Below are 17,668 nucleotides of genomic sequence, written 5' to 3'. Positions count from 1 at the left end.
CCCGGATGCAGGCATGGCGAGTACACACGACCGGCGAACCCCGCGAGGCCATGCGTCTCGAAGAGGTACCCGAACCCGTACCCGGCGAGGGCGAGGTACGGCTCAGGGTGCTCGCGGCGAACGTCAACTTCCCCGACGCCCTCCTCGTCCGCGGCCAGTACCAGATCAAGCCGCCCCTGCCCTTCACCCCGGGCGTCGAGATCTGCGGGGAGACCGAGGACGGCCGCCGCGTCATCGCCAACCCCAGCCTGCCCCACGGTGGGTTCGCCGAGTACGTGACCGCCCCCGCGCGCGCCCTCCTGCCCGCCCCCGGCACCCTCGACGACGCCGAGGCAGCCGCCCTGCACATCGGCTACCAGACAGGCTGGTTCGGCCTGCACCGCCGCGCCCGCCTGCAGCGCGGGGAGACCCTGCTCGTGCACGCCGCGGCGGGCGGCGTCGGCAGCGCCGCCGTCCAGCTCGGCAAGGCCGCCGGAGCCACCGTCATCGGGGTCGTCGGGGGCAAGGCCAAGGCGCGCACCGCCGAGGAACTGGGCTGCGACCTCGTCATCGACCGCACCGCCGAGGACCTGGTCGCCCGCGTCAAGGAGTTCACCGCCGGACGCGGGGCCGACGTCGTCTACGACCCGGTCGGCGGCGACGCCTACACCGCCTCCGCCAAGTGCGTGGCCTTCGAGGGCCGGATCGTGGTCGTCGGCTTCGCCGGCGGCACCGTCCCCACGCCCGCCCTCAACCACGCCCTGGTGAAGAACTACTCCATCCTCGGCCTGCACTGGGGCCTGTACGCCGCCAAGGACCCCGCCGCCGTCCTCGCCTGCCACACCGAACTCACCCGGCTCGCCGCCGAGGGCCTCGTCAAGCCGCTGGTCAGCGAACGCGTCCCGCTCGCCGCCGCGGCCGACGCCGTCCAGCGCCTCGCCGACGGCACCACCACCGGCCGGCTGGTCGTCGTACCGTCCGCGCCCGCCGCGCCCGCCGCGGACGGAGCCGGCCGATGACGCCCACCGCCGAGGACCTCGCCGCCCGCACCCGGGCCCTGCTCGCCGCGCACCCGCCCGCCACCACCTCCCGCCCCGACTTCCTGGCCGCCCGCTTCGACGCCGGACTCGCCTGGGTGCACTACCCCGAAGGCCTCGGCGGCCTCGGCGCGCCCCGCTCCCTGCAGGCCGTCGTGGACGCCGAACTGGAGGCCGCCGGGGCCCCCGACAACGACCCGCGCCGCATCGGCATCGGCCTCGGCATGGCGGCCCCCACGATCCTCGCCTACGGGACCGAGGAGCAGAAGCGGCGCTTCCTGCGCCCCCTGTGGCTGGGGGAGGAGGTCTGGTGCCAGCTCTTCAGCGAACCCGGCGCCGGCTCCGACCTCGCCGCCCTCGGCACCCGTGCCGTCCTCGACGACACCACCGGCGAGTGGGTCGTCGACGGCCAGAAGGTCTGGACCTCCAGCGCCCACACCGCCCGCTGGGCCATCCTCATCGCCCGTACCGACCCCACCCTGCCCAAGCACCGGGGCATCACCTACTTCCTCTGCGACATGCACGCCCCGGGCGTCGAGGTCCGTCCCCTGCGCCAGATCACCGGCGAGGCCGAGTTCAACGAGGTCTTCCTCACCGGCGTCCGGATCCCCGACGCGCACCGCCTGGGAGCCGTCGGCCAGGGCTGGGCCGTCGCCCGCACCACCCTGATGAACGAACGCGTCTCGATCGGCGGCATGCGCATCCCCCGCGAGGGCGGCATGATCGGCCCCGTCGCCGCGGTCTGGCGCGAACGCCCCCAACTGCGCACCCACGCCCTGCACCAGCGGCTGCTCGGCCTGTGGGTCGAGGCCGAGGTGGCCCGTCTCACCGGGGAGCGGCTGCGCCAGCAGCTCGTCGCCGGCCAGCCCGGTCCCGAGGGCAGCGGGATGAAGCTCACCTTCGCCCGCCTCAACCAGGAGATCAGCGGCCTGGAGGTGGAACTCCTCGGCGAGGAGGGACTCCTCTACGGGGACTGGACCCTGCGCCGCCCCGAGACCGTCGACTTCACCGGCCGCGACGCCGGCTACCGCTACCTGCGCGCCAAGGGCAACAGCATCGAGGGCGGCACCAGCGAAATCCTCCTCAACATCGTCGCCGAACGCGTCCTCGGACTGCCCGCCGAACCGCGCGACGACAAGGACATCGCCTGGAAGGACCTCGCCCGATGACCGCCTCGCGCGCCTCCCTCGACCTGCTCTACTCCGACACCGAGGAGGAACTCCGCTTCGCCGTCAGGGCGTTGCTCGCCGACCACTGCGCTCCCGCGACCGTGCTGGCCCGCGCGGAGAGCGGTCGCCCGCACGACCCCGCCCTGTGGCGCACCCTTGCCTCCGGGATCGGCGCCGCCGGGCTCCTCGTCCCCGAGAAGCTCGGGGGAGCGGGGGCGAGCCACCGCGAGGCCGCCGTGGTCCTGGAGGAGCTGGGCCGGGCCGTCGCCCCCGTTCCGTACCTGACCGGCTGCGTCCTGGCCACCGAGATCCTGCTCGGGTGCGACACCCCCGAGGCCGCCGACCTGCTGCGCGCACTCGCGGCCGGACAGCAGGTCTGCGTCCCCGCCCTCCCCCTCACCCAGGCCCCCGGCGCCCCGCTGCCCCAGCCGCTTCGCGACACCGGCGGGGGCGCGCTGACCGGCACCGCCACCTCCGTCGCCGACGCGACGGCGGCCGACGTCCTGCTGGTCCTGGCCGACACCGGGCTGTACGCCGTCCCCGCGGCCGGCGCCCGGCTGACCGGGGCCGTCCCGCTGGACCTCACCCGGCCGCTCGCCACCGTCACCCTCGACGGGACCCCCGGCACCCGCCTCGCGGACCCCGCGACCGCGCGGGCCGCCGTCGCCGGAGCACTGCTGTCCGGAGCCGGACTGCTGGCCTCCGAACAGCTCGGCCTGGCCGAGTGGTGCCTCACCGAGACCGTCGCCCACGTGCGGGGCCGCCACCAGTTCAACCGCCCCATCGGCTCCTTCCAGGCCCTCAAGCACCGCCTCGCCCGGCTCTGGCTCGACGTGGCCTCCGCCCGCGCGGCGGCCCGCGCCGCCGCCGACGCCCTCGCGACGGCGTCGCCCGACGCCCCGCTCACGGTCGCGGTCGCCCAGGCCTACTGCTCGGGCGTCGCGGTCCGAGCCGCCGAGGAATGCGTCCAGCTGCACGGGGGCATCGGCATGACCTGGGAACACCCCGCCCACCTCTACCTCAAGCGGGCCAAGTCCGACTCCCTCGCCCTGGGCACCACGGGCCACCACCTGGGCCTCGTGGCGGACTTCGCGGAACTCCCCGCACCGGCCTGAAGCCCCGGTCGGCTCGATGACCCGGCCGTCCGGGGCGTCAGGGCAGCACCGGACGGCGCCTGCGGTAGAGCGTGATCCCGTCCGCGTGGCCCAGCCAGCGGACCGTCAGCGGACAGACGGCCTCGGCGGTCCAGTGGCGGTCCAGCTCCGCGAAGAAGGCGGCGTCGGCGCACATCCCGCCGGGGCCCTCGCCGACGTACAGGAACAGCTCCCCGCGGTACGCGCGCAGGGCCCGTACGGCCATCGGGTCCGCGGGCGGGGGCCACACCAGCAGCAGCGTGTGCCCGGGGTGGCGGCGCACGGCGTCGGCCGCCGCGAACGTTTCGACCTCGGCGTACCGGAAGCCGTGGGTGAAGCCGTTCCCCTCCACGGGATGCAGGTCGGTGGCCACGACCCCGACCCCGGCGAGGGACAACTGCCGTGCCCAGTAGCCGGATCCGGCGCCCACCTCCACCAGGGGCGCGCCGGCTGTGACCGCCCCGATCCACTCCACCGCGGAGGCGGTGCACACCGCCCAGCTGTAGAGGCCCGCGAGGTCCTGGCGGCGCAGCATCAGCGGGGACGCGGGCCGGTCGCCCGGCAGGTGGTCGAAGACCTCGACCACCGGGCCGGCGGGTCCGTGCGCGCGCAGGGCCGGGTACCACAGCAGCGGCACCATCTGCGGGTTCCGGTCGGCGAGCAGCAGGTCCCGCTCGGGGAGCAGCTCCGCGAGCGACCGGAACGGGTGCCCCCAGCCCGGGAGCGCCACCGTCGGCGTGGACTCCCACATCTCCTGCAACCGGGTGGAGAGCTCGACCAGCCTCTCCACCACGGTCGGGCCCGCCGCTACGACAGGTACCCGTGCTGGACGGTCGCCAGGGTGTCCTCGGCCGGGGTGGGAGTGGACAGCATCGCCATGTGCGCGACGACGCTGATGCCGTCCCGGTCGGCCGGGTCGGCCGGGCTCGCGGAACCGGCGGTGGCCGCTCCGGTGAGGGCGGCGACAGCGGCTGCGACGACGGCGGCGTTACGGGCGGTCGGATTCATGCGTGGTTCCCCCGGAAGTCTCATGCGGCACAAGAAATGATCTTCGGGAATCAGCTTACACAGCAAGTGACTTGAGGATGCGGACACCGGCGCCCGGTTCGTCCCGCGGTCCGCCGCGGCCCTGTTGGCCCGCCGAGGCCCCGTGGGCCCGAGCCGGCCCCGGGCCCGCACCGCCCCCGCGCGCGCCGCGCCGGGGAGCGGTCCCTATCCTCGGCCCATGACGGTCACCCCCATCCGCCTCACCGCGCCCGCACTGCGCGCCCACCGCGACGAACTCGCCGCCCTCCTCCACGACGTCGTGGCGGACGGAGCCTCCCTCGGTTTCCTCGCCGGCCTCGGCCGCGAGGAGGCCGCCGCCTGGTGGGAGTCCCTGCTGCCCGCCGTCGAGGAAGGCTCCCTCGCCCTCTGGATCTCCCGGGGCCCCGACGGCCGGCTCGACGGCACCGTCGGCTGGCAGCGGGAGACCAAGCCCAACGGCCGCCACAGGGCCGAACTGCGCAAGCTGATGGTGCACCCGTCCGCCCGGGGCCGCGGCACCGCCCGCGCCCTGCTCGCGGAGGCCGAGCACCAGGCCGCCGTCGCCGGGGTCGTCCTGCTGTTCCTCGACACCGAGACCGGCAGTCCTGCCGAACGGGTCTACCGCGCGGCCGGCTGGACCGAGGCCGGAACCATCCCCGACTACGCCACCGACCCGGCCGGGCGGCTGCGCCCCACGACCCTCTACTACAAGCACCCCGAGCGGGCCGCCGCCCGGAGGTGACCTCCCCCGCCACGCCGCGTTAGACCCCGTAGCGCGGAACGCCGAGCGAGGGAGACCGTATGTACGCAGCAGCAGCAGCAGCAGCAGCCCGACCGAGCCGCCGCGCGGTCCTGCGTACGGCCTTCACCGCGGCCGTGCTCGCCGGAGCGGCCGCGGCCCTGGCCCCCGTCCTCGGGGCCCGGCGCCCGCGCCAGACCCTCACCCCCGCTCCGCTCACCGAGGAGACGTACCGCGGCCGCCACATCAGCGTCGACCTCGCGGGGGCCGCGGTGCGCATCGACGGCCGCCCCCTGCACGTCATGCGGCGTGCCGACGGCAGTTACCTCAGCGGGGTCAACCACTTCGAGTCCTTCGCGACCCCGCTGGAGCTGGCCCGGGCCGCCGTCGACGAACTCGGCACCAACCAGCTGGCCCTCGCGGCCCCGCACCACGGCTGACGGACATCCCGGGAGGAGCCCCGCCTTGTACACGCGACAGAACCAGAAGGACCTGACCGGCGCGCAGAAGAAGCGGTTCACGGCGGCCGTGCTGGAGCTCAAGCGCAATGGCACGTACGACGCCTTCGTGCGGACCCACGACCGGTACTTCGTGCCCGACCGGGACCGCAAACTGCGCGTCGGGCACATGTCCCCGTCCTTCTTCCCCTGGCACCGGCGCTACCTGCTGGAGTTCGAGAAGGAGCTGCGGGCCCTCGACCCGGGGGTGTCCCTCCCGTACTGGGACTGGACGACCGACAGCAGCCCCGTCTCCTCCCTCTGGGCCGACGACTTCCTCGGCGGCACCGGCCGCGAGGGCGACCGGCAGGTGATGACCGGCCCGTTCGCCTACGAACGCGGCAACTGGGCGATCACCGTGGGGGTCACCGAGGCGCGGTTCCTCACCCGCAACCTCGGCCGTCCCGGCAACCCGATCTCCCTGCCCACCCCGGCCGAACTCCAGTGGGCGCTCGACGACCCCCTCTACGACAGCTCGCCGTGGGACTCCACCGCCGCGGGCGGCGGTTTCCGCAACAAGCTGGAGGGCTGGGCCGCGCCGAAGAGCGAGCGCTGGCGCAACCACAACAAGGTCCACCAGTGGATCGGCGGCCACATGACGGGCGGCACGGCCCCCAACGACCCCGCCTTCTGGCTGCACCACGCCTTCGTGGACCTGCTGTGGGACCGCTGGCAGCAGCGGCACCCCGACTCCGGCTACCTGCCGGCCGCCCCTCTCGCCCCCGGAGACCTCCAGCGGGGCCGGGTGATCGCCCTCGACGAACCGATGCCGCCGTGGGACGTCACGCCGCGCGAGATGTACGGGCACCAGGGCGTCTACCGCTACGCGTGAGCTCCCCGCCCCCGGTCCGGGCCTCCGGTCCGGGCCCGAGGGCGCGCGGAAAGGGCCCCCGCCGCCCGGCGGGGGCCCTTCTCGTCAGGTCAGGCCGGTGGTCAGCCGCCGTAGCCGCCCTGGGTGTGGTGGTCGGCGTGCTCGCCGCCCGACGCGTTGATGCAGGTGTTGCCGAAGGCCGGGTTCAGCAGGCCGACCACGTTCACGGTGTTGCCGCAGACGTTGACCGGGACGTGGACCGGAACCTGGAGAAGGTTGCCCGACAGGACACCGGGGGAGCCGACCGCCGCACCGTGCGCTCCGGCATCGGCAGCCGCCAGACCCGCACCGGCGGCCAGGGCGCTACCGGCAGCAGCGGTGATGACGAACGCCTTCGCGATACGCGACATCAAGATCTCCTCGTGAGATGTGGGGCGCCGCAGTGGCTGCGGCATTTGACATGGCATACAACGCGGCGGGGGCCGAGTGGTCACGGTCCGTTCGGCTACCCGGTGAACGAGAACCGGACGGAGGCGAAGTAGGGCCGCACCTGGGTCACGGTTCCGGGCCGCAGGACCGCCACGGCCGGCCCCGCGCAGCGGGGTTCGCGGTAGAGGGTCGCGGTGGCCCGGGTCCGGTTGGTGACCGCCCGGGTGCCGCCGCCCTCCGCCTCGACACAGCCCTTCGGGGAGGCCAGGCCGTGGACCCGGTCGTCCTGGCCGACGTACTGGAAGTCGGGCCCGGCGGCCACGGCGGGGCCGACGGCCCCCGAGAGGCCGGCCGCGGCCAGCAGCAGGGCGGACAGGACGCGCGGGGCGCGGGGGTTCCGAACGGTTCGCATGCCGGTCCAACCCGGAGGGCCCCGGCCCGGGTCACGCCTTGTCACCCCCGGCACGCCTGTGCGACCGTGCCCGGAGCGCGGGTGGGTCCCGAGGAGAGCACGGAGAGCACGGATGAGCGCAGTGAGCGGCGGCGGACGGCCCCGGGCCGGTACCGCACACGGCACGGTGGAGGGCCGGTGGGGCCCGGGCGGGACCGCCGTCTTCCGGGGCGTCCCCTACGCGGCCCCGCCCGTCGGCCCCCTCGCCTTCGCGGCGCCCGCACCCCCGCGGGCCTGGGACGGCGTACGCGACGCGGGGGCGTTCGGCCCGACCGCCCCCAAGGTGCCCTACCCGCCGCTCTTCGCCGCGCTGCTGTCCGACCCGGAGATCCCCGGCGAGGACTGCCTCACCGTCAACGTGTGGACCCCCGACCCGGCGCCCGCGGCCCGGCTGCCCGTCATGGTGTGGCTGCACGGCGGCGCCCACACCCGGGGCTCCTCCGCCGTCCCCGTCTACGACGGCTCCGCCTTCGCCCGTGACGGGATCGTGCTCGTCTCGGTCAACTTCCGCCTCGGCGTGCTCGGTTACGGGCTCTTCCCCGACGCCCCCGCCAACCGCGGCCTCCTCGACCAGCTCGCCGCCCTCGCATGGGTCCGGGAGAACATCGCGGCCTTCGGCGGCGACCCCGGCCGCGTCACCGTCTTCGGCGAGTCGGCCGGGGCGATCAGCGTGGGCGCCCTGCTCGCGGCACCCCGGGCCGAGGGCCTGTTCCGGCGGGCCGTCCTGCAGAGCGGGGCCCCCGAGGTGCTGCCGCGCGACCGGGTCCGCACGATGGTCCGGCGGATGGCCGCCCGGCTCGGGGTGCCGGCCACCGCCCGGGCCTTCGGGGCGGTGGGCCTGCCCGCCCTGCTCTCCGCCCAGGCGGCGGTGCTGCGCCGCTCCTCCCCGGTGCTGGGCGGACCGGCCTTCGGGCTGGTCACCGACCCGGACACGCTGCCCGCCGACCCGCTGGAGGCCGCCATGGCCTCGGAGGTACCGCTGCTCATGGGCTGGACCGCCCAGGAGCACCGGCTGTGGCTGGCACCCACGGGCGGGATGCGGCTGCTGGACCGGCTCGGCCCGCTGGCCGTGGCGTACGGCCGGCTGCGCGGCGGCAAGGACCGGGCCGCCGTACGGGCGCTGCGCGCCGCGCTGCCGCAGGCCTCCCCGGCCGACCTGGCCGGGCACCTGGTCACCGACCGGCTGCTGCGCGACCCCCTGCGGCGGATCGCCGGGGCCCGGCGGGCGGCCCCGAGCCATCTGTACGAGTTCGGCTGGCCCAGCGGCGTACCGGGGCTGGGGGCCTGCCACGCGCTGGAGCTGGGTTTCGTCTTCGACACCCTCGCTCTGGCGGAGTCCGCCTGGCTGGCCGGGCCGGACGCGCCGCAGGCCCTCGCCGACGAGATGCACGGGGCCTGGGTCCGCTACGCCACCACCGGGGACCCCGGCTGGGCGCCCTGGAACGGCGACGGCCCGCCGAAGGTGTTCGGCGGGCCGGAGCCGGAGGCAGTGCGCGTGGAGGCTGTTACTCCACTGGTCCTTCCATGACCTTGCTGATGAACTCGATCGGTCCCAGACCCATGTTGGGCACGTAGGTCTTGGCGTTGTGCTGGCCGCCCGGGATCACTCTCAGGCTGGTGTGGATGGGGCCCTTGGTATAGGTGGCGACGAATTTCTGCACGTCCGGGAGCGTTTTCTTGTTGCTCTCGTTGTCGCCGACCTGGAAGGCCAGGTAGACGTCCGGGCCCTTCTTGTCGATGAGCTGCTTGGCGAGCAGCTCCGGGTTGTTCTCGGCCTTCTCCTTGTCGTGGCCCACCCACAGGGGGGAGTCCGGGACGATGTCCGGGCCGGAGCAGATCGCGGCCTTGAACTTCTCCGGGTACTTGAGCACGGCCTTGAGGCTGGAGAAGCCGCCGGTGGAGGAGCCCATGAAGGCCCAGCCGTCACGCGACTTGACGGTGCGGAAGTTCTCCCGCATCAGGTCCGGGACGTCGTCGGTCAGCCAGGTCCCCATCTTGGGCTGGCCCGGGATGTCGGAACCGTCCCAGTAGATGGCCTTGGGCTCGTCCGGCTGCGGGTTGAGCACCGGCATCGCCAGGATGAAGGGCTTGCTCTTCCCCTCGGAGTACCACTGGCTGATGCTCGACTGGAGCTTGAGGTCGGTGCCCATCCAGTAGTTGACCGGGTAGCCGGCGCCGCCGGGCAGGGCGATCATGACCGGGAAGCCGCTCTTGGCGAACTTGGGGTCGTTGTACTCCTTCGGAGCCCAGACCCACACCTTCCCCTTGAAGCCGGACTTCTTGCCGTCCAGCTCGGTGACCGCCACGTGGGTGCCGTCCGAAAGGGTCGACGCGTTCTTGAACACGGCCGTCGGGTTCGTGGGCATCGACATCTTCGAGTTGGCCGCCGGCTTGGCCGCCCCGCCCTTGTCGCCCGCGGGCTTGCCGAAGGACACGGCCTCGCCCTTGTCGGTGAACGGCGGTATCTCGAAGTAGCTCATGGCGCCGGCGGCGATCCCCGCGAGGGCCAGGACCGAGACTCCGGCGATGATCCACTTCTTGGCCTTGGACTTCCGGCGCGGGGGCTCCTCCTCGTAGGGGGGCTCGTACCGGTCGTACTGCTGCTCCTGCTGGTGCTGCTGCTGGTAGGGCGGCTGCTCGTAGCGGGGCTGCTGCATCGTGGGGGCCTCGTAGCCCGGGTCCTGCTGCCCGTACCCGTTCTGGCCGTAGGGGCCCCCGCCCTGCTGCGGCTGCCCGTACCCGGGCCGGCCGTAGGGCTGCTGGCCCTGCGCGGGGCGGCCCTGCGGGGGCTGCTGCCCGTAGGGGGACTGGGGACGGCCCTGGGGCGCGTACTGCGGCTGGCCCTGCTGTCGGCCCTGTTGCTGACCGTACGGGGGCTGCTGCGGGTACTGCCCTTCCGGCCGGTACGGCGGCTGGTACTGCCCGTCGGAATCGTGCGACATCTGCGGTGGTCTCCGGCTGTTGCTGCCCCGTCTGGGGTTGGACTGCTTCCGTTCGAATGATGAACGATAGTCCGTCCGGGTTCCTCATTTTTACTTCTCTTGAGATTTCCCGGGGTAGGCCGTTACCCGTCGCCTGGTGGGCCCGTGCTGTTCCCGTGCTGTTGGCCCACCGTCCCTGGCTCATGCACACGCCCCTGGGTATGGTGCGTCCGCGCCGCCACCCCCAGACCCCCTCATGCCCGGAGGTACGTTCCGTGTTTGGCATGACCATTTCATGGTCCCGTCGCAAGGCCGCCCTGGCCACCGCCTTCGCCGTCACCGCCGCCGGTACCGCGCTCTGGGCGGGCATCGGAGCCGCACAGCCCGCCCACGCCGCGGCCCTGCCCGCCCCCGACCACGTCGTCGTGGTGGTGTTCGAGAACCACGCCTACAGCCAGGTCATCGGCAGCTCCAGTGCCCCGTACATCAACTCCTTGAAGGCGGGCGGGGCGAACCTCACCAACTCCTTCGGGATCACCCACCCCAGCCAGCCCAACTACCTCCAGCTCTTCTCGGGCTCGAACCAGGGCGTCACGGGCGACAGCTGTTACACGCCCGGGTTCAGCTCCGCGCCCAACCTGGCCTCCGAGCTGATAGCCGCCGGCAAGAGCTGGGCCAGCTACAACGAGACCCTCCCCAGCCAGGGCTCCACCACCTGCTCCAGCGGCAACTACGCCCGCAAGCACAACCCCTGGTTCGCCTTCTCCAACGTGCCCACCAGCACGGCGAAGACGATGACGCAGTTCCCCACGGACTACACCACCCTGCCCAAGGTGTCCTTCGTCGTCCCGAACCTCTGCAGCGACATGCACGACTGCTCCGTCGGCACCGGCGACACCTGGCTCAAGAACAACCTCAAGGCCTACGCCGACTGGGCCAAGACCCACAACAGCCTCCTGGTCGTCACCTTCGACGAGGACAACCGGCTCGCCGGGAACAAGATCCCGACCGTGCTCTACGGCCAGCCCGTCGCCCCCGGCTCCACGTCGAGCACCACCTACAACCACTACGACATGCTGCGGACGCTGGAGGACCTGGCCGGGCTGACCACCCACGCCGGGAACGCCGCCACCGCCACCGACATCACGGGGATCTGGACCTCCTGACCATGTACGTCGCGGACTCGCGCGCGAACAACGCGCCCGCCGTGCTCCCCGAGTCGCAGGCCGTCGCCCCGGGCATCCGCCCGGGGCGGCGCGCCGCCCTCGCCCCCACGGTGCTCGCCCTCGGCACGGTCAGCCTGATCACCGACGTCTCCTCCGAGATGGTCACGGCCGTGCTCCCGCTCTACCTCGTCGCCGGGCTCGGGCTCTCCCCGCTCGGCTTCGGCCTGCTCGACGGCGTCTACAACGGCGTCAGCGCCCTGGTCCGGCTCACCGGAGGCCACCTCGGCGACCGCTTCGGCCGCCACAAGGCACTCGCCGGGATCGGCTACGGCCTCTCCGCCCTGTGCAAGCCGCTCCTGCTGCTCGCGCACACCCTGCCCGCGATCGGCGCCGTGCTCGCCCTGGACCGCACCGGCAAGGGGCTGCGCACCGCCCCGCGGGACGCCCTGATCTCGCTGGCCGCCGCCCCCGAGGACCGCGGCCGGGCCTTCGGCGTGCACCGGGCCATGGACACCGCCGGCGCGCTGATCGGGCCGATCCTCGCCTTCCTCATCCTGCGGGGCGCCGCCGGCGGCTACGACGCCGTCTTCACCGTCAGTGCCTGCGTGGCCGCCCTGGGCGTCCTGGTGCTGGTGCTGTTCGTACCGGGCCGCCGCGCCGTGCCCGCCCCCGGTGCCGAGCCCGTCTCCCTGCGGGCCTCCCTCGGCCTGCTGCGCCGCCGCGACCTGCGCCGGATCAGCCTCGGCGCCCTCCTGCTGGGCCTGTGCACCGTCAGCGACGCCTTCGTCTTCCTGCTGCTCCAGCGCGCCACCGGAATCGCCGACCGCTGGTTCGCCCTGCTCCCGCTCGGCACCGCGGCCGCCTTCTTCCTGCTGGCCCTGCCGCTCGGCCGGCTCGCCGACCGCGTCGGCCGCCGCCGCGTCTTCCTCGGCGGTCACCTCGCGCTGCTGCTCGTCTACGGACTGCTCCTGGCCGGCGGCGGACACCCGGCCCTGCCGTACGCGGTGCTCCTGCTGCACGGCGGCTTCTACGCCGCCACCGACGGCGTGCTCATGGCCGAGGCCGCCGGAGCCGTCCCCGAGGAGCACCGGGGCGGCGGGCTGGCGCTCGTCCAGACCGGACAGGCCCTCGCCCGGTTCGCCGCCTCCCTCGGCTTCGGCGCGGCCTGGACCCTGTGGGGGGCCCGCCCCGCCCTCGCGGTGGCCGCCGTGCTCCTCGCCGCGGCCGTCGCCTGCTGCGTCCGGCTCCGGCCCGCCGACGCCTGACCCCGCCCCGTCACGTCCCCGAAAGGCCCCGATGACCGCCACACCCCCCACGACCACGCCCCCCGAGGCCCCCTCCCCGGCGGACCCGTCCCCGCTGACCCCGCGGCGCCGGATGCTGATCCTGGTGAGCGCGGTCGTCCTGCTCGCGGTCGTGGGGGCGCTCGCCTTCGTCCGTGCCTCGTCGCGGGCCGACGAGAAGAACCACGCACGGGCGGGCGGCCCGGCCGTCTCCCACGGCGAGGTCACCCTGGCCCCGGACGGCGGCGGGCGGCGGCTCGTCTTCCGCAACATGGCCTGGGGTCCCTTCCGCGACGAGCTCGCCACCGTCCCGGCGGACGCGCCCGACGGCCCGCGCACCGCCTCCGGGGTGAAGTGCCTGCGCTTCCACTCCGCCGGGGGCACCGGGATCTGCCTCCAGGCGGAAGCGGGCGCCGTGCAGGAGAGCTACCGGGCCGTGGTGCTCGACTCGCACCTCAAAAAGATCGCCGACCGCCCCCTGGCGGGCATCCCCACTCGCGCCCGGGTCTCGCCCGGCGGTCACCTCGTCGCCTGGACCGTGTTCGTCGGAGGGGACTCGTACGCCGGCACCGACTTCTCCACCCGCACCTCGCTGCTGGACCTGCGCACCGGGAAGTACGACGCCTCCCTGGAGGACTTCACGATCCGCAAGGACGGCGAGACGTACCGCACCGCCGACGTGAACTTCTGGGGGGTGACCTTCGCGGCCGACGAGAAGACCTTCTACGCGACGCTGGCCACCGGCGGACACACCTACCTGGTCCGGGGAGACCTCGCCGAGCGCACGGTGACCACCCTGCGGGAGAACCTCGAATGCCCGTCGCTGTCCCCGGACGGGACCCGGCTGGTGTTCAAGAAGCGGGTGCCCGGCCTGTCGGCCGACGCCCCGTGGCGGCTCTACCTGCTCGACCTGGCCTCGATGAAGGAGACCCCGCTCGCCGAGGAGCGCAGCGTGGACGACCAGGTGGTGTGGAGCGACGACCGGACCGTCGTCTACTCCCTGCCCGGCGACTTCGGCGCCGACCTCTACTCCCTGCCGGCCGACGGCAGCGGAGCCCCCGCCCGGCTGATGCCCTCGGCCCTCGCCCCGGCCTTCCTCGGCTGAAGCGCGGAGGAGGGCCGGGACGGGAAGGCCGTCGCGGGGGCGGGCCGGGAGCGGGTCGCAGGACCGTTACGCCGGGATCAGGGTCTTGCGCCGGCGCTTGCGGGGCTGGGCACCGGACATCCGCAGCTCGATGAGGGCGCGGACGGTGGGCCACTCCTCGTCGAGCACGGAGTAGAACGCCGTACTGCGCACCGCGCCGTCCAGCCCCCGCGAATGGGCCCGGCGGACCCCTTCGCAGGTGAAGCCGAGACGTTCCATCGCGGCCCGCGAGCGCCCGTTGCGGGCGTCCGCGCGCAGCGAGATGCGGCGCACGCCCCAGGTCTCGAAGGCGTGGCGGAGCATGAGCAGCTTGGCCTCGGTGTTGATCCCCGTGCCCTGGGCACCCGGCGACAGCCAGGTGTTCCCGATCTCGGCGGCGTCGGGGATCGCGGTCGCCGGATCCCCGAAGGGGACCCCCGGGACCGCGGGCCACACCAGCGGACCCTGCCAGTAGTCGAGTTCCAGGAACCGGGTCGAACCGACGACCCGCCCGTCAGTGGATCTGACCACGGCGAACGCAAGCGATCGACCCGCTGCCTGATCTGCGAGGGCGCGGTCGATGTACTCGTGGGACGCCTGCAACCCGTGCGGCACGGGAGTGAAGGCGTAAGTCGTACGATCCTCGGCACCGGCCACGGCCAGGGCCTCGGTGTGGTGGGGGGCGAGGGGCTCAAGCCGCACGGAGCGGCCGACGAGGAGTACGGGTACGGGCACGGAGCCTTCGGTCCTTCTGGGCGGTGGGGTGGTTGCACAGTCTGCGCTCCTGACGTCACCCCCCGCGCAAAACGCGGGTGAAAGGCAACGGGCTGTCAGGTGAACGCGAGTGGCTCAATGTAGCCCCTTAATGTCCTCTCATGAACCCCCAATTTGGCAATGGCGCGACATCGTTTTTCGATGACTTTGGTCCGCGTGACGGAGAGCCCGTGATCCTGCTCCACGGACACCCGTTCAACCGCTCGATGTGGGCGCCCCAGGCGACTGCCCTGGCGGCTGAAGGGTACCGGGTTATCGCCCCTGACCTGCGAGGATACGGGGAGAGCCCGGCTTCGGAGGAGAGGACGCCGCTCGCCCGCTTCGCCGACGACCTGGCCGTGCTGCTGGCGGATCTGGGAATCGAACAAGCGGTCGTCGGCGGAGTGTCCATGGGCGGGCAGATCGCTCTGGAGGTCAGGTTGCGCCACCCGGGTCTGGTACGGGCGCTCGTGCTCAGCGACACCTCCCCGGCGCCGGAGACGCCGGAGGGGGTGAAGTTCCGCAGGGAGCTCGCAGAACGGCTCCTGGAGGAGGGCATGGCCCCGTACGCGGATGAGGTCATGGACAAGATGCTGGCCCCCTACAACCTCATCGCGCAGCCCGGGGCCGCCGCCCGGGTGAGCGCGATGATGCGCGCCACCGACCCCAGGGGGGCGGCCGCGGCCCTGCGCGGAAGGGCCGAGCGGCCCGACTACCGGCCCGTGCTCGCGGCGCTGCCCGAGACCGTGCCCTGCCTGGTGCTGGTCGGCGCCGACGACGTGTACACCCCGGTCGCGGAGGCCGAGGGCATGTGCGCCCTCGCCCCGCACGCCCGGCTCGCCGTGATCGAGGGGGCGGGCCACCTGCCGGGCGTCGAGCGGCCCGAGGAGTTCAACCGGGCGCTGCTGGAGTTCCTCGCCGCCCTGTGACGGGCCTCCGCCGCCTGTCCGGCGGGCCGGCCGGGGGCCGGCAGGTGCCGGTAGGGGGTCCCTGGTGGCCCATCGAACCAACCCACCATTGGACCAGCTGAATGGGCCATTCCGCTGATCAAATGGACCGGTGACGATACGCTTCCTGCCCGCCCCCGGCGCCCCGCGCCGCCTGGCCGCCGCCCAGCTCAGCAACTCGGTCGGCGACGGCGCCTACTACGTGTGCTCGGCCCTCTACTTCACCCGGGTGGTGGGCCTCTCACCCGCCCAGATCGGCCTGGGACTGACCCTGGCCTGGGCGATCGGGTCGGTCGCCGGGGTCCCGCTGGGCGCCCTCGCCGACCGGCGGGGTCCCCGCGGCACCTCGGTGCTCCTGGCCCTGGCCACCGCCGCCTCGGTGGCCTCCTTCCTGTTCATCCGGTCGTTCGGGGCCTTCCTGTGCGCCGTGGTCCTCTACGCCGTCTCCCAGTGCGGTCTCGCGGCCGCCCGGCAGGCACTGCTCGCCGGGCTCGTCGCCCCGGGGGAGCGCACGGGCGTACTGGCCCACCTCCAGTCCACGCTCAACGCGGGACTGGCCCTCGGGGCGGCCCTGGGCGGACTGGCGCTCGGCGCCGGCACCGAACGGGCCTACCTCGTCGTCCTCGCCCTCGACGCGCTGAGCTTCCTCGGCTGCGCGGCCCTGCTGGCGACCCTGCCCGCCGTGCCGCCCGTCCCGGACCGCGCCCCGGGGGCGCCCCGGCTGGCGGTGCTGCGCGACCGGCCGTACGCGCTGGTCACCCTGCTCAACGCCGTGCTGCTGCTGCGGATGCCGCTGCTCAGCCTGGCCATCCCGCTGTGGATCGTGGAGCGCACCCAGGCCCCCGGCTGGCTGGTGTCCGCGCTGTTCGTGCTCAACACCGTGGCCGTGATGCTGTTCCAGGTGCGGGTGGCCCGGCCCGTGACCGACCTCGACAGCGCCACGCGCGCGCTGCGGGTCTCCGGGCTGGTGATGGCCCTGTCGTGCGCCGTGTTCGCCGCCTCCGCGCTGCCGGGGGCCGGATGGGCCGCCGCGGCCCTGCTCGTGGCGGGCGCCGCACTGCAGGCCGACGGGGAGATGCGGCAGTCGGCCGGGTCCTGGCAGATCGGCTTCTCACTGGCCCCCGCCGAGCACATGGGCCAGTACCAGGGCTTCTTCGGCACCGGGGTCCCGGTCGCCCGCACCCTGGGGCCGCTGCTGCTGACCTCGCTGCTCCTGCTGTGGGGGATCCCCGGCTGGCTGCTGCTCGGGGCCCTGCTGCTGGCCGCCTCGTACGCAATGGGTCCCGCCGTGCGCCGGGCCCGGTCGGCCGCGCGGGCCGAAGGCGCGTCGGCCGAGGGCGTGTCCGCGTAGGACGCCCGGCTCCCGGCTCCCGGCTCCTCCTGGCCCCTCCCGGCCCTTCCCGGCCCCCCGGCCGCCGACCCGGCCGCGGGGGGCCCGGCCGTCGGCTGCGATCATCCGTCCATGGACGACGTACTGCGGAGACTGGCCGCCGTGGGCCCCTTCTTCACCGTCGCGCACGGCGAGCGGCCGCCCGGCCCCGGCTTCCGGCCGCTCGGCGAGCTGTACGGGGAGCACCTCGCGCCCTACGTGGCCGAGGTCGGACGGCGGATCGGCAGCGGTCCGGGCCGGGTGGCGGCCTCGACCGCGCAGTTCGGGATCGCCTCGCGGCTGTGGTCGCTGGGCCTGGGCTGCGCCGCGCTCGGCGGCCCCGTCCCCGACCTGGACCCCGCCCGCCTGTGGTGGCGCCTGCCCCCGGCCGGCTCGCTCGAACTCTGGCTCCCCGAGCCGGCGGCCCGCCCGGCCGGGGACCTCGGCGAGATCGTGCTCGGGAACCTGGCCGTGCTGGACGCCGCGCTGCGCGAGCGTTACGGGGTCTCGGCGAAGGTGCTGCGCGGCAACGCCGCCTCCGGACTCGTCGGCGCGCTGCGCGTGCTGCTCGACCGGGTCCCGGGGGAACCGGCCGTCGAGCCGGCCGGCGCCCTGCTCGCCGACGGCGGGCCCCTCGCCGGCACCGGCACCTTCGTCCACGAGGAGGGGCTCGGGGTGGCCTTCGTACGGCGCAGCTGCTGTCTCTACTACCGGGTGCCCGGCGGCGGGCTCTGCGGGGACTGCGTACTGCGCACCAGGTAGCCGCCAGGCGCCGGGGGCCGTTCGGAGCAGCCGCAGGTGTCGCGGCCGCGCGGCCCGCCGTAGCTTCGCCTAG

Annotated in this window: 19 protein-coding genes; 13 read left to right on the top strand and 6 right to left on the bottom strand. The window is 74.0% G+C overall.

Annotated features, from left to right (window positions below; all coding sequences use genetic code 11):
- The first annotated feature begins 5 nt into the window (after positions 1-5).
- From SLAV_RS04560 to SLAV_RS04550, 3 genes are read left to right on the top strand one after another with little or no spacing between them, the layout of a single operon-like run.
- Positions 6-998, top strand: a complete 993-nt coding sequence (locus SLAV_RS04560; RefSeq protein WP_030229752.1) for an NADPH:quinone oxidoreductase family protein — start codon at positions 6-8, stop codon at positions 996-998.
- A complete protein-coding gene (locus tag SLAV_RS04555; protein WP_030229753.1) occupies positions 995-2,185 on the top strand; it encodes an acyl-CoA dehydrogenase family protein in 1,191 nt (396 codons plus the stop codon). The genes SLAV_RS04560 and SLAV_RS04555 overlap by 4 nt, the downstream gene beginning before the upstream one ends.
- Positions 2,182-3,300: an acyl-CoA dehydrogenase family protein gene (locus SLAV_RS04550; protein WP_030229754.1), complete on the top strand. Its 1,119-nt coding sequence runs from the start codon at positions 2,182-2,184 to the stop codon at positions 3,298-3,300. Before SLAV_RS04555 ends, SLAV_RS04550 begins: the two co-directional genes overlap by 4 nt.
- Positions 3,301-3,337: 37 nt before the next feature.
- Here SLAV_RS04550 and SLAV_RS04545 read toward each other — a convergent pair whose 3' ends face one another.
- Both SLAV_RS04545 and SLAV_RS04540 read right to left on the bottom strand, forming a co-directional pair.
- Positions 3,338-4,111 carry a hypothetical protein gene (locus tag SLAV_RS04545; RefSeq protein ID WP_030229755.1) on the bottom strand — a complete coding sequence of 258 codons (774 nt, stop codon included), beginning with the start codon at positions 4,109-4,111 and terminating at the stop codon, positions 3,338-3,340.
- Between the two features lie 14 nt (positions 4,112-4,125).
- Complete coding sequence (locus SLAV_RS04540) at positions 4,126-4,326, bottom strand: hypothetical protein (protein WP_030229756.1); 201 nt, start codon at positions 4,324-4,326, stop codon at positions 4,126-4,128.
- Between the two features lie 217 nt (positions 4,327-4,543).
- Between SLAV_RS04540 and SLAV_RS04535 the strand changes: the two genes are divergently transcribed.
- Genes SLAV_RS04535 through SLAV_RS04525 form a run of 3 tightly spaced genes read left to right on the top strand, consistent with a single transcriptional unit; the run spans position 4,544 to position 6,412 of the window.
- Positions 4,544-5,086 (top strand): GNAT family N-acetyltransferase, encoded by a 543-nt coding sequence (locus tag SLAV_RS04535; RefSeq protein WP_030229757.1) that lies wholly within the window; start codon positions 4,544-4,546, stop codon positions 5,084-5,086.
- A 59-nt stretch (positions 5,087-5,145) separates the two neighbouring features.
- Positions 5,146-5,523, top strand: a complete 378-nt coding sequence (locus tag SLAV_RS04530; protein ID WP_030229758.1) for a tyrosinase family oxidase copper chaperone — start codon at positions 5,146-5,148, stop codon at positions 5,521-5,523.
- A gap of 25 nt (positions 5,524-5,548) precedes the next feature.
- Positions 5,549-6,412 (top strand): tyrosinase family protein, encoded by an 864-nt coding sequence (locus tag SLAV_RS04525; protein WP_030229759.1) that lies wholly within the window; start codon positions 5,549-5,551, stop codon positions 6,410-6,412.
- Between the two features lie 101 nt (positions 6,413-6,513).
- Here SLAV_RS04525 and SLAV_RS04520 read toward each other — a convergent pair whose 3' ends face one another.
- Together SLAV_RS04520 and SLAV_RS04515 are read right to left on the bottom strand one after the other, a co-directional pair.
- On the bottom strand, positions 6,514-6,801 hold the full coding sequence (locus tag SLAV_RS04520) for a chaplin (protein ID WP_030229760.1): 288 nt from the start codon (positions 6,799-6,801) through the stop codon (positions 6,514-6,516).
- A gap of 95 nt (positions 6,802-6,896) precedes the next feature.
- Positions 6,897-7,232: a hypothetical protein gene (locus SLAV_RS04515; protein ID WP_030229761.1), complete on the bottom strand. Its 336-nt coding sequence runs from the start codon at positions 7,230-7,232 to the stop codon at positions 6,897-6,899.
- Positions 7,233-7,344: 112 nt separating this feature from the next.
- On the opposite strand from SLAV_RS04515, the gene SLAV_RS04510 reads away from it, so the two are divergent.
- Entirely contained in the window at positions 7,345-8,799 is a 1,455-nt protein-coding gene (locus SLAV_RS04510) for a carboxylesterase/lipase family protein (protein WP_078950305.1), read from the top strand.
- On the opposite strand, the gene SLAV_RS04505 is transcribed toward SLAV_RS04510, so the two are convergent.
- Positions 8,777-10,213 (bottom strand): alpha/beta hydrolase, encoded by a 1,437-nt coding sequence (locus tag SLAV_RS04505; RefSeq protein WP_335341796.1) that lies wholly within the window; start codon positions 10,211-10,213, stop codon positions 8,777-8,779. The two genes, SLAV_RS04510 and SLAV_RS04505, sit on opposite strands and share 23 nt — an antisense overlap.
- Positions 10,214-10,476: 263 nt before the next feature.
- Here SLAV_RS04505 and SLAV_RS04500 point away from each other — a divergent pair, with 263 nt between their 5' ends.
- From SLAV_RS04500 to SLAV_RS04490, 3 genes are all read left to right on the top strand, one after another.
- Positions 10,477-11,358 carry an alkaline phosphatase family protein gene (locus tag SLAV_RS04500; RefSeq protein ID WP_199922157.1) on the top strand — a complete coding sequence of 294 codons (882 nt, stop codon included), beginning with the start codon at positions 10,477-10,479 and terminating at the stop codon, positions 11,356-11,358.
- A 2-nt stretch (positions 11,359-11,360) separates the two neighbouring features.
- A complete protein-coding gene (locus SLAV_RS04495; RefSeq protein WP_030229765.1) occupies positions 11,361-12,623 on the top strand; it encodes an MFS transporter in 1,263 nt (420 codons plus the stop codon).
- A 94-nt stretch (positions 12,624-12,717) separates the two neighbouring features.
- A complete protein-coding gene (locus SLAV_RS04490) occupies positions 12,718-13,746 on the top strand; it encodes a TolB family protein (protein WP_030229766.1) in 1,029 nt (342 codons plus the stop codon).
- Positions 13,747-13,812: 66 nt separating this feature from the next.
- On the opposite strand, the gene SLAV_RS04485 is transcribed toward SLAV_RS04490, so the two are convergent.
- Positions 13,813-14,499, bottom strand: a complete 687-nt coding sequence (locus SLAV_RS04485; protein ID WP_030229767.1) for a GNAT family N-acetyltransferase — start codon at positions 14,497-14,499, stop codon at positions 13,813-13,815.
- A 140-nt stretch (positions 14,500-14,639) separates the two neighbouring features.
- Between SLAV_RS04485 and SLAV_RS04480 the strand changes: the two genes are divergently transcribed.
- The 3 genes from SLAV_RS04480 (at position 14,640) to SLAV_RS04470 (ending at position 17,595) form a co-directional block, all read left to right on the top strand.
- Positions 14,640-15,446, top strand: coding sequence for an alpha/beta fold hydrolase (locus SLAV_RS04480; RefSeq protein WP_030229768.1), 807 nt, complete (start codon positions 14,640-14,642; stop codon positions 15,444-15,446).
- A gap of 130 nt (positions 15,447-15,576) precedes the next feature.
- Positions 15,577-16,815: an MFS transporter gene (locus tag SLAV_RS04475; RefSeq protein ID WP_030229769.1), complete on the top strand. Its 1,239-nt coding sequence runs from the start codon at positions 15,577-15,579 to the stop codon at positions 16,813-16,815.
- Between the two features lie 111 nt (positions 16,816-16,926).
- Positions 16,927-17,595 (top strand): (2Fe-2S)-binding protein, encoded by a 669-nt coding sequence (locus SLAV_RS04470; RefSeq protein ID WP_030229770.1) that lies wholly within the window; start codon positions 16,927-16,929, stop codon positions 17,593-17,595.
- Positions 17,596-17,668 lie beyond the last annotated feature (73 nt).

Source organism: Streptomyces lavendulae subsp. lavendulae (assembly GCF_002803845.1).
GTDB classification, from domain to species: domain Bacteria; phylum Actinomycetota; class Actinomycetes; order Streptomycetales; family Streptomycetaceae; genus Streptomyces; species Streptomyces lavendulae.
Note: the sequence above shows the minus strand (reverse complement) of the source record. Positions and strands in the feature narration are given on the sequence as shown.

What these genes read in the sequence shown, in the direction of transcription:
- SLAV_RS04540 (WP_030229756.1), bottom strand. Translation starts at nt 4,326, where the DNA reads ATGAATCCGACCGCCCGTAACGCCGCCGTCGTCGCAGCCGCTGTCGCC.
- SLAV_RS04480 (WP_030229768.1), top strand. Translation starts at nt 14,640, where the DNA reads ATGAACCCCCAATTTGGCAATGGCGCGACATCGTTTTTCGATGACTTT.
- SLAV_RS04510 (WP_078950305.1), top strand. Translation starts at nt 7,345, where the DNA reads ATGAGCGCAGTGAGCGGCGGCGGACGGCCCCGGGCCGGTACCGCACAC.
- SLAV_RS04530 (WP_030229758.1), top strand. Translation starts at nt 5,146, where the DNA reads ATGTACGCAGCAGCAGCAGCAGCAGCAGCCCGACCGAGCCGCCGCGCG.
- SLAV_RS04535 (WP_030229757.1), top strand. Translation starts at nt 4,544, where the DNA reads ATGACGGTCACCCCCATCCGCCTCACCGCGCCCGCACTGCGCGCCCAC.
- SLAV_RS04500 (WP_199922157.1), top strand. Translation starts at nt 10,477, where the DNA reads ATGACCATTTCATGGTCCCGTCGCAAGGCCGCCCTGGCCACCGCCTTC.
- SLAV_RS04495 (WP_030229765.1), top strand. Translation starts at nt 11,361, where the DNA reads ATGTACGTCGCGGACTCGCGCGCGAACAACGCGCCCGCCGTGCTCCCC.
- SLAV_RS04470 (WP_030229770.1), top strand. Translation starts at nt 16,927, where the DNA reads ATGGACGACGTACTGCGGAGACTGGCCGCCGTGGGCCCCTTCTTCACC.
- SLAV_RS04560 (WP_030229752.1), top strand. Translation starts at nt 6, where the DNA reads ATGCAGGCATGGCGAGTACACACGACCGGCGAACCCCGCGAGGCCATG.
- SLAV_RS04505 (WP_335341796.1), bottom strand. Translation starts at nt 10,213, where the DNA reads ATGTCGCACGATTCCGACGGGCAGTACCAGCCGCCGTACCGGCCGGAA.
- SLAV_RS04520 (WP_030229760.1), bottom strand. Translation starts at nt 6,801, where the DNA reads ATGTCGCGTATCGCGAAGGCGTTCGTCATCACCGCTGCTGCCGGTAGC.
- SLAV_RS04515 (WP_030229761.1), bottom strand. Translation starts at nt 7,232, where the DNA reads ATGCGAACCGTTCGGAACCCCCGCGCCCCGCGCGTCCTGTCCGCCCTG.
- SLAV_RS04550 (WP_030229754.1), top strand. Translation starts at nt 2,182, where the DNA reads ATGACCGCCTCGCGCGCCTCCCTCGACCTGCTCTACTCCGACACCGAG.
- SLAV_RS04555 (WP_030229753.1), top strand. Translation starts at nt 995, where the DNA reads ATGACGCCCACCGCCGAGGACCTCGCCGCCCGCACCCGGGCCCTGCTC.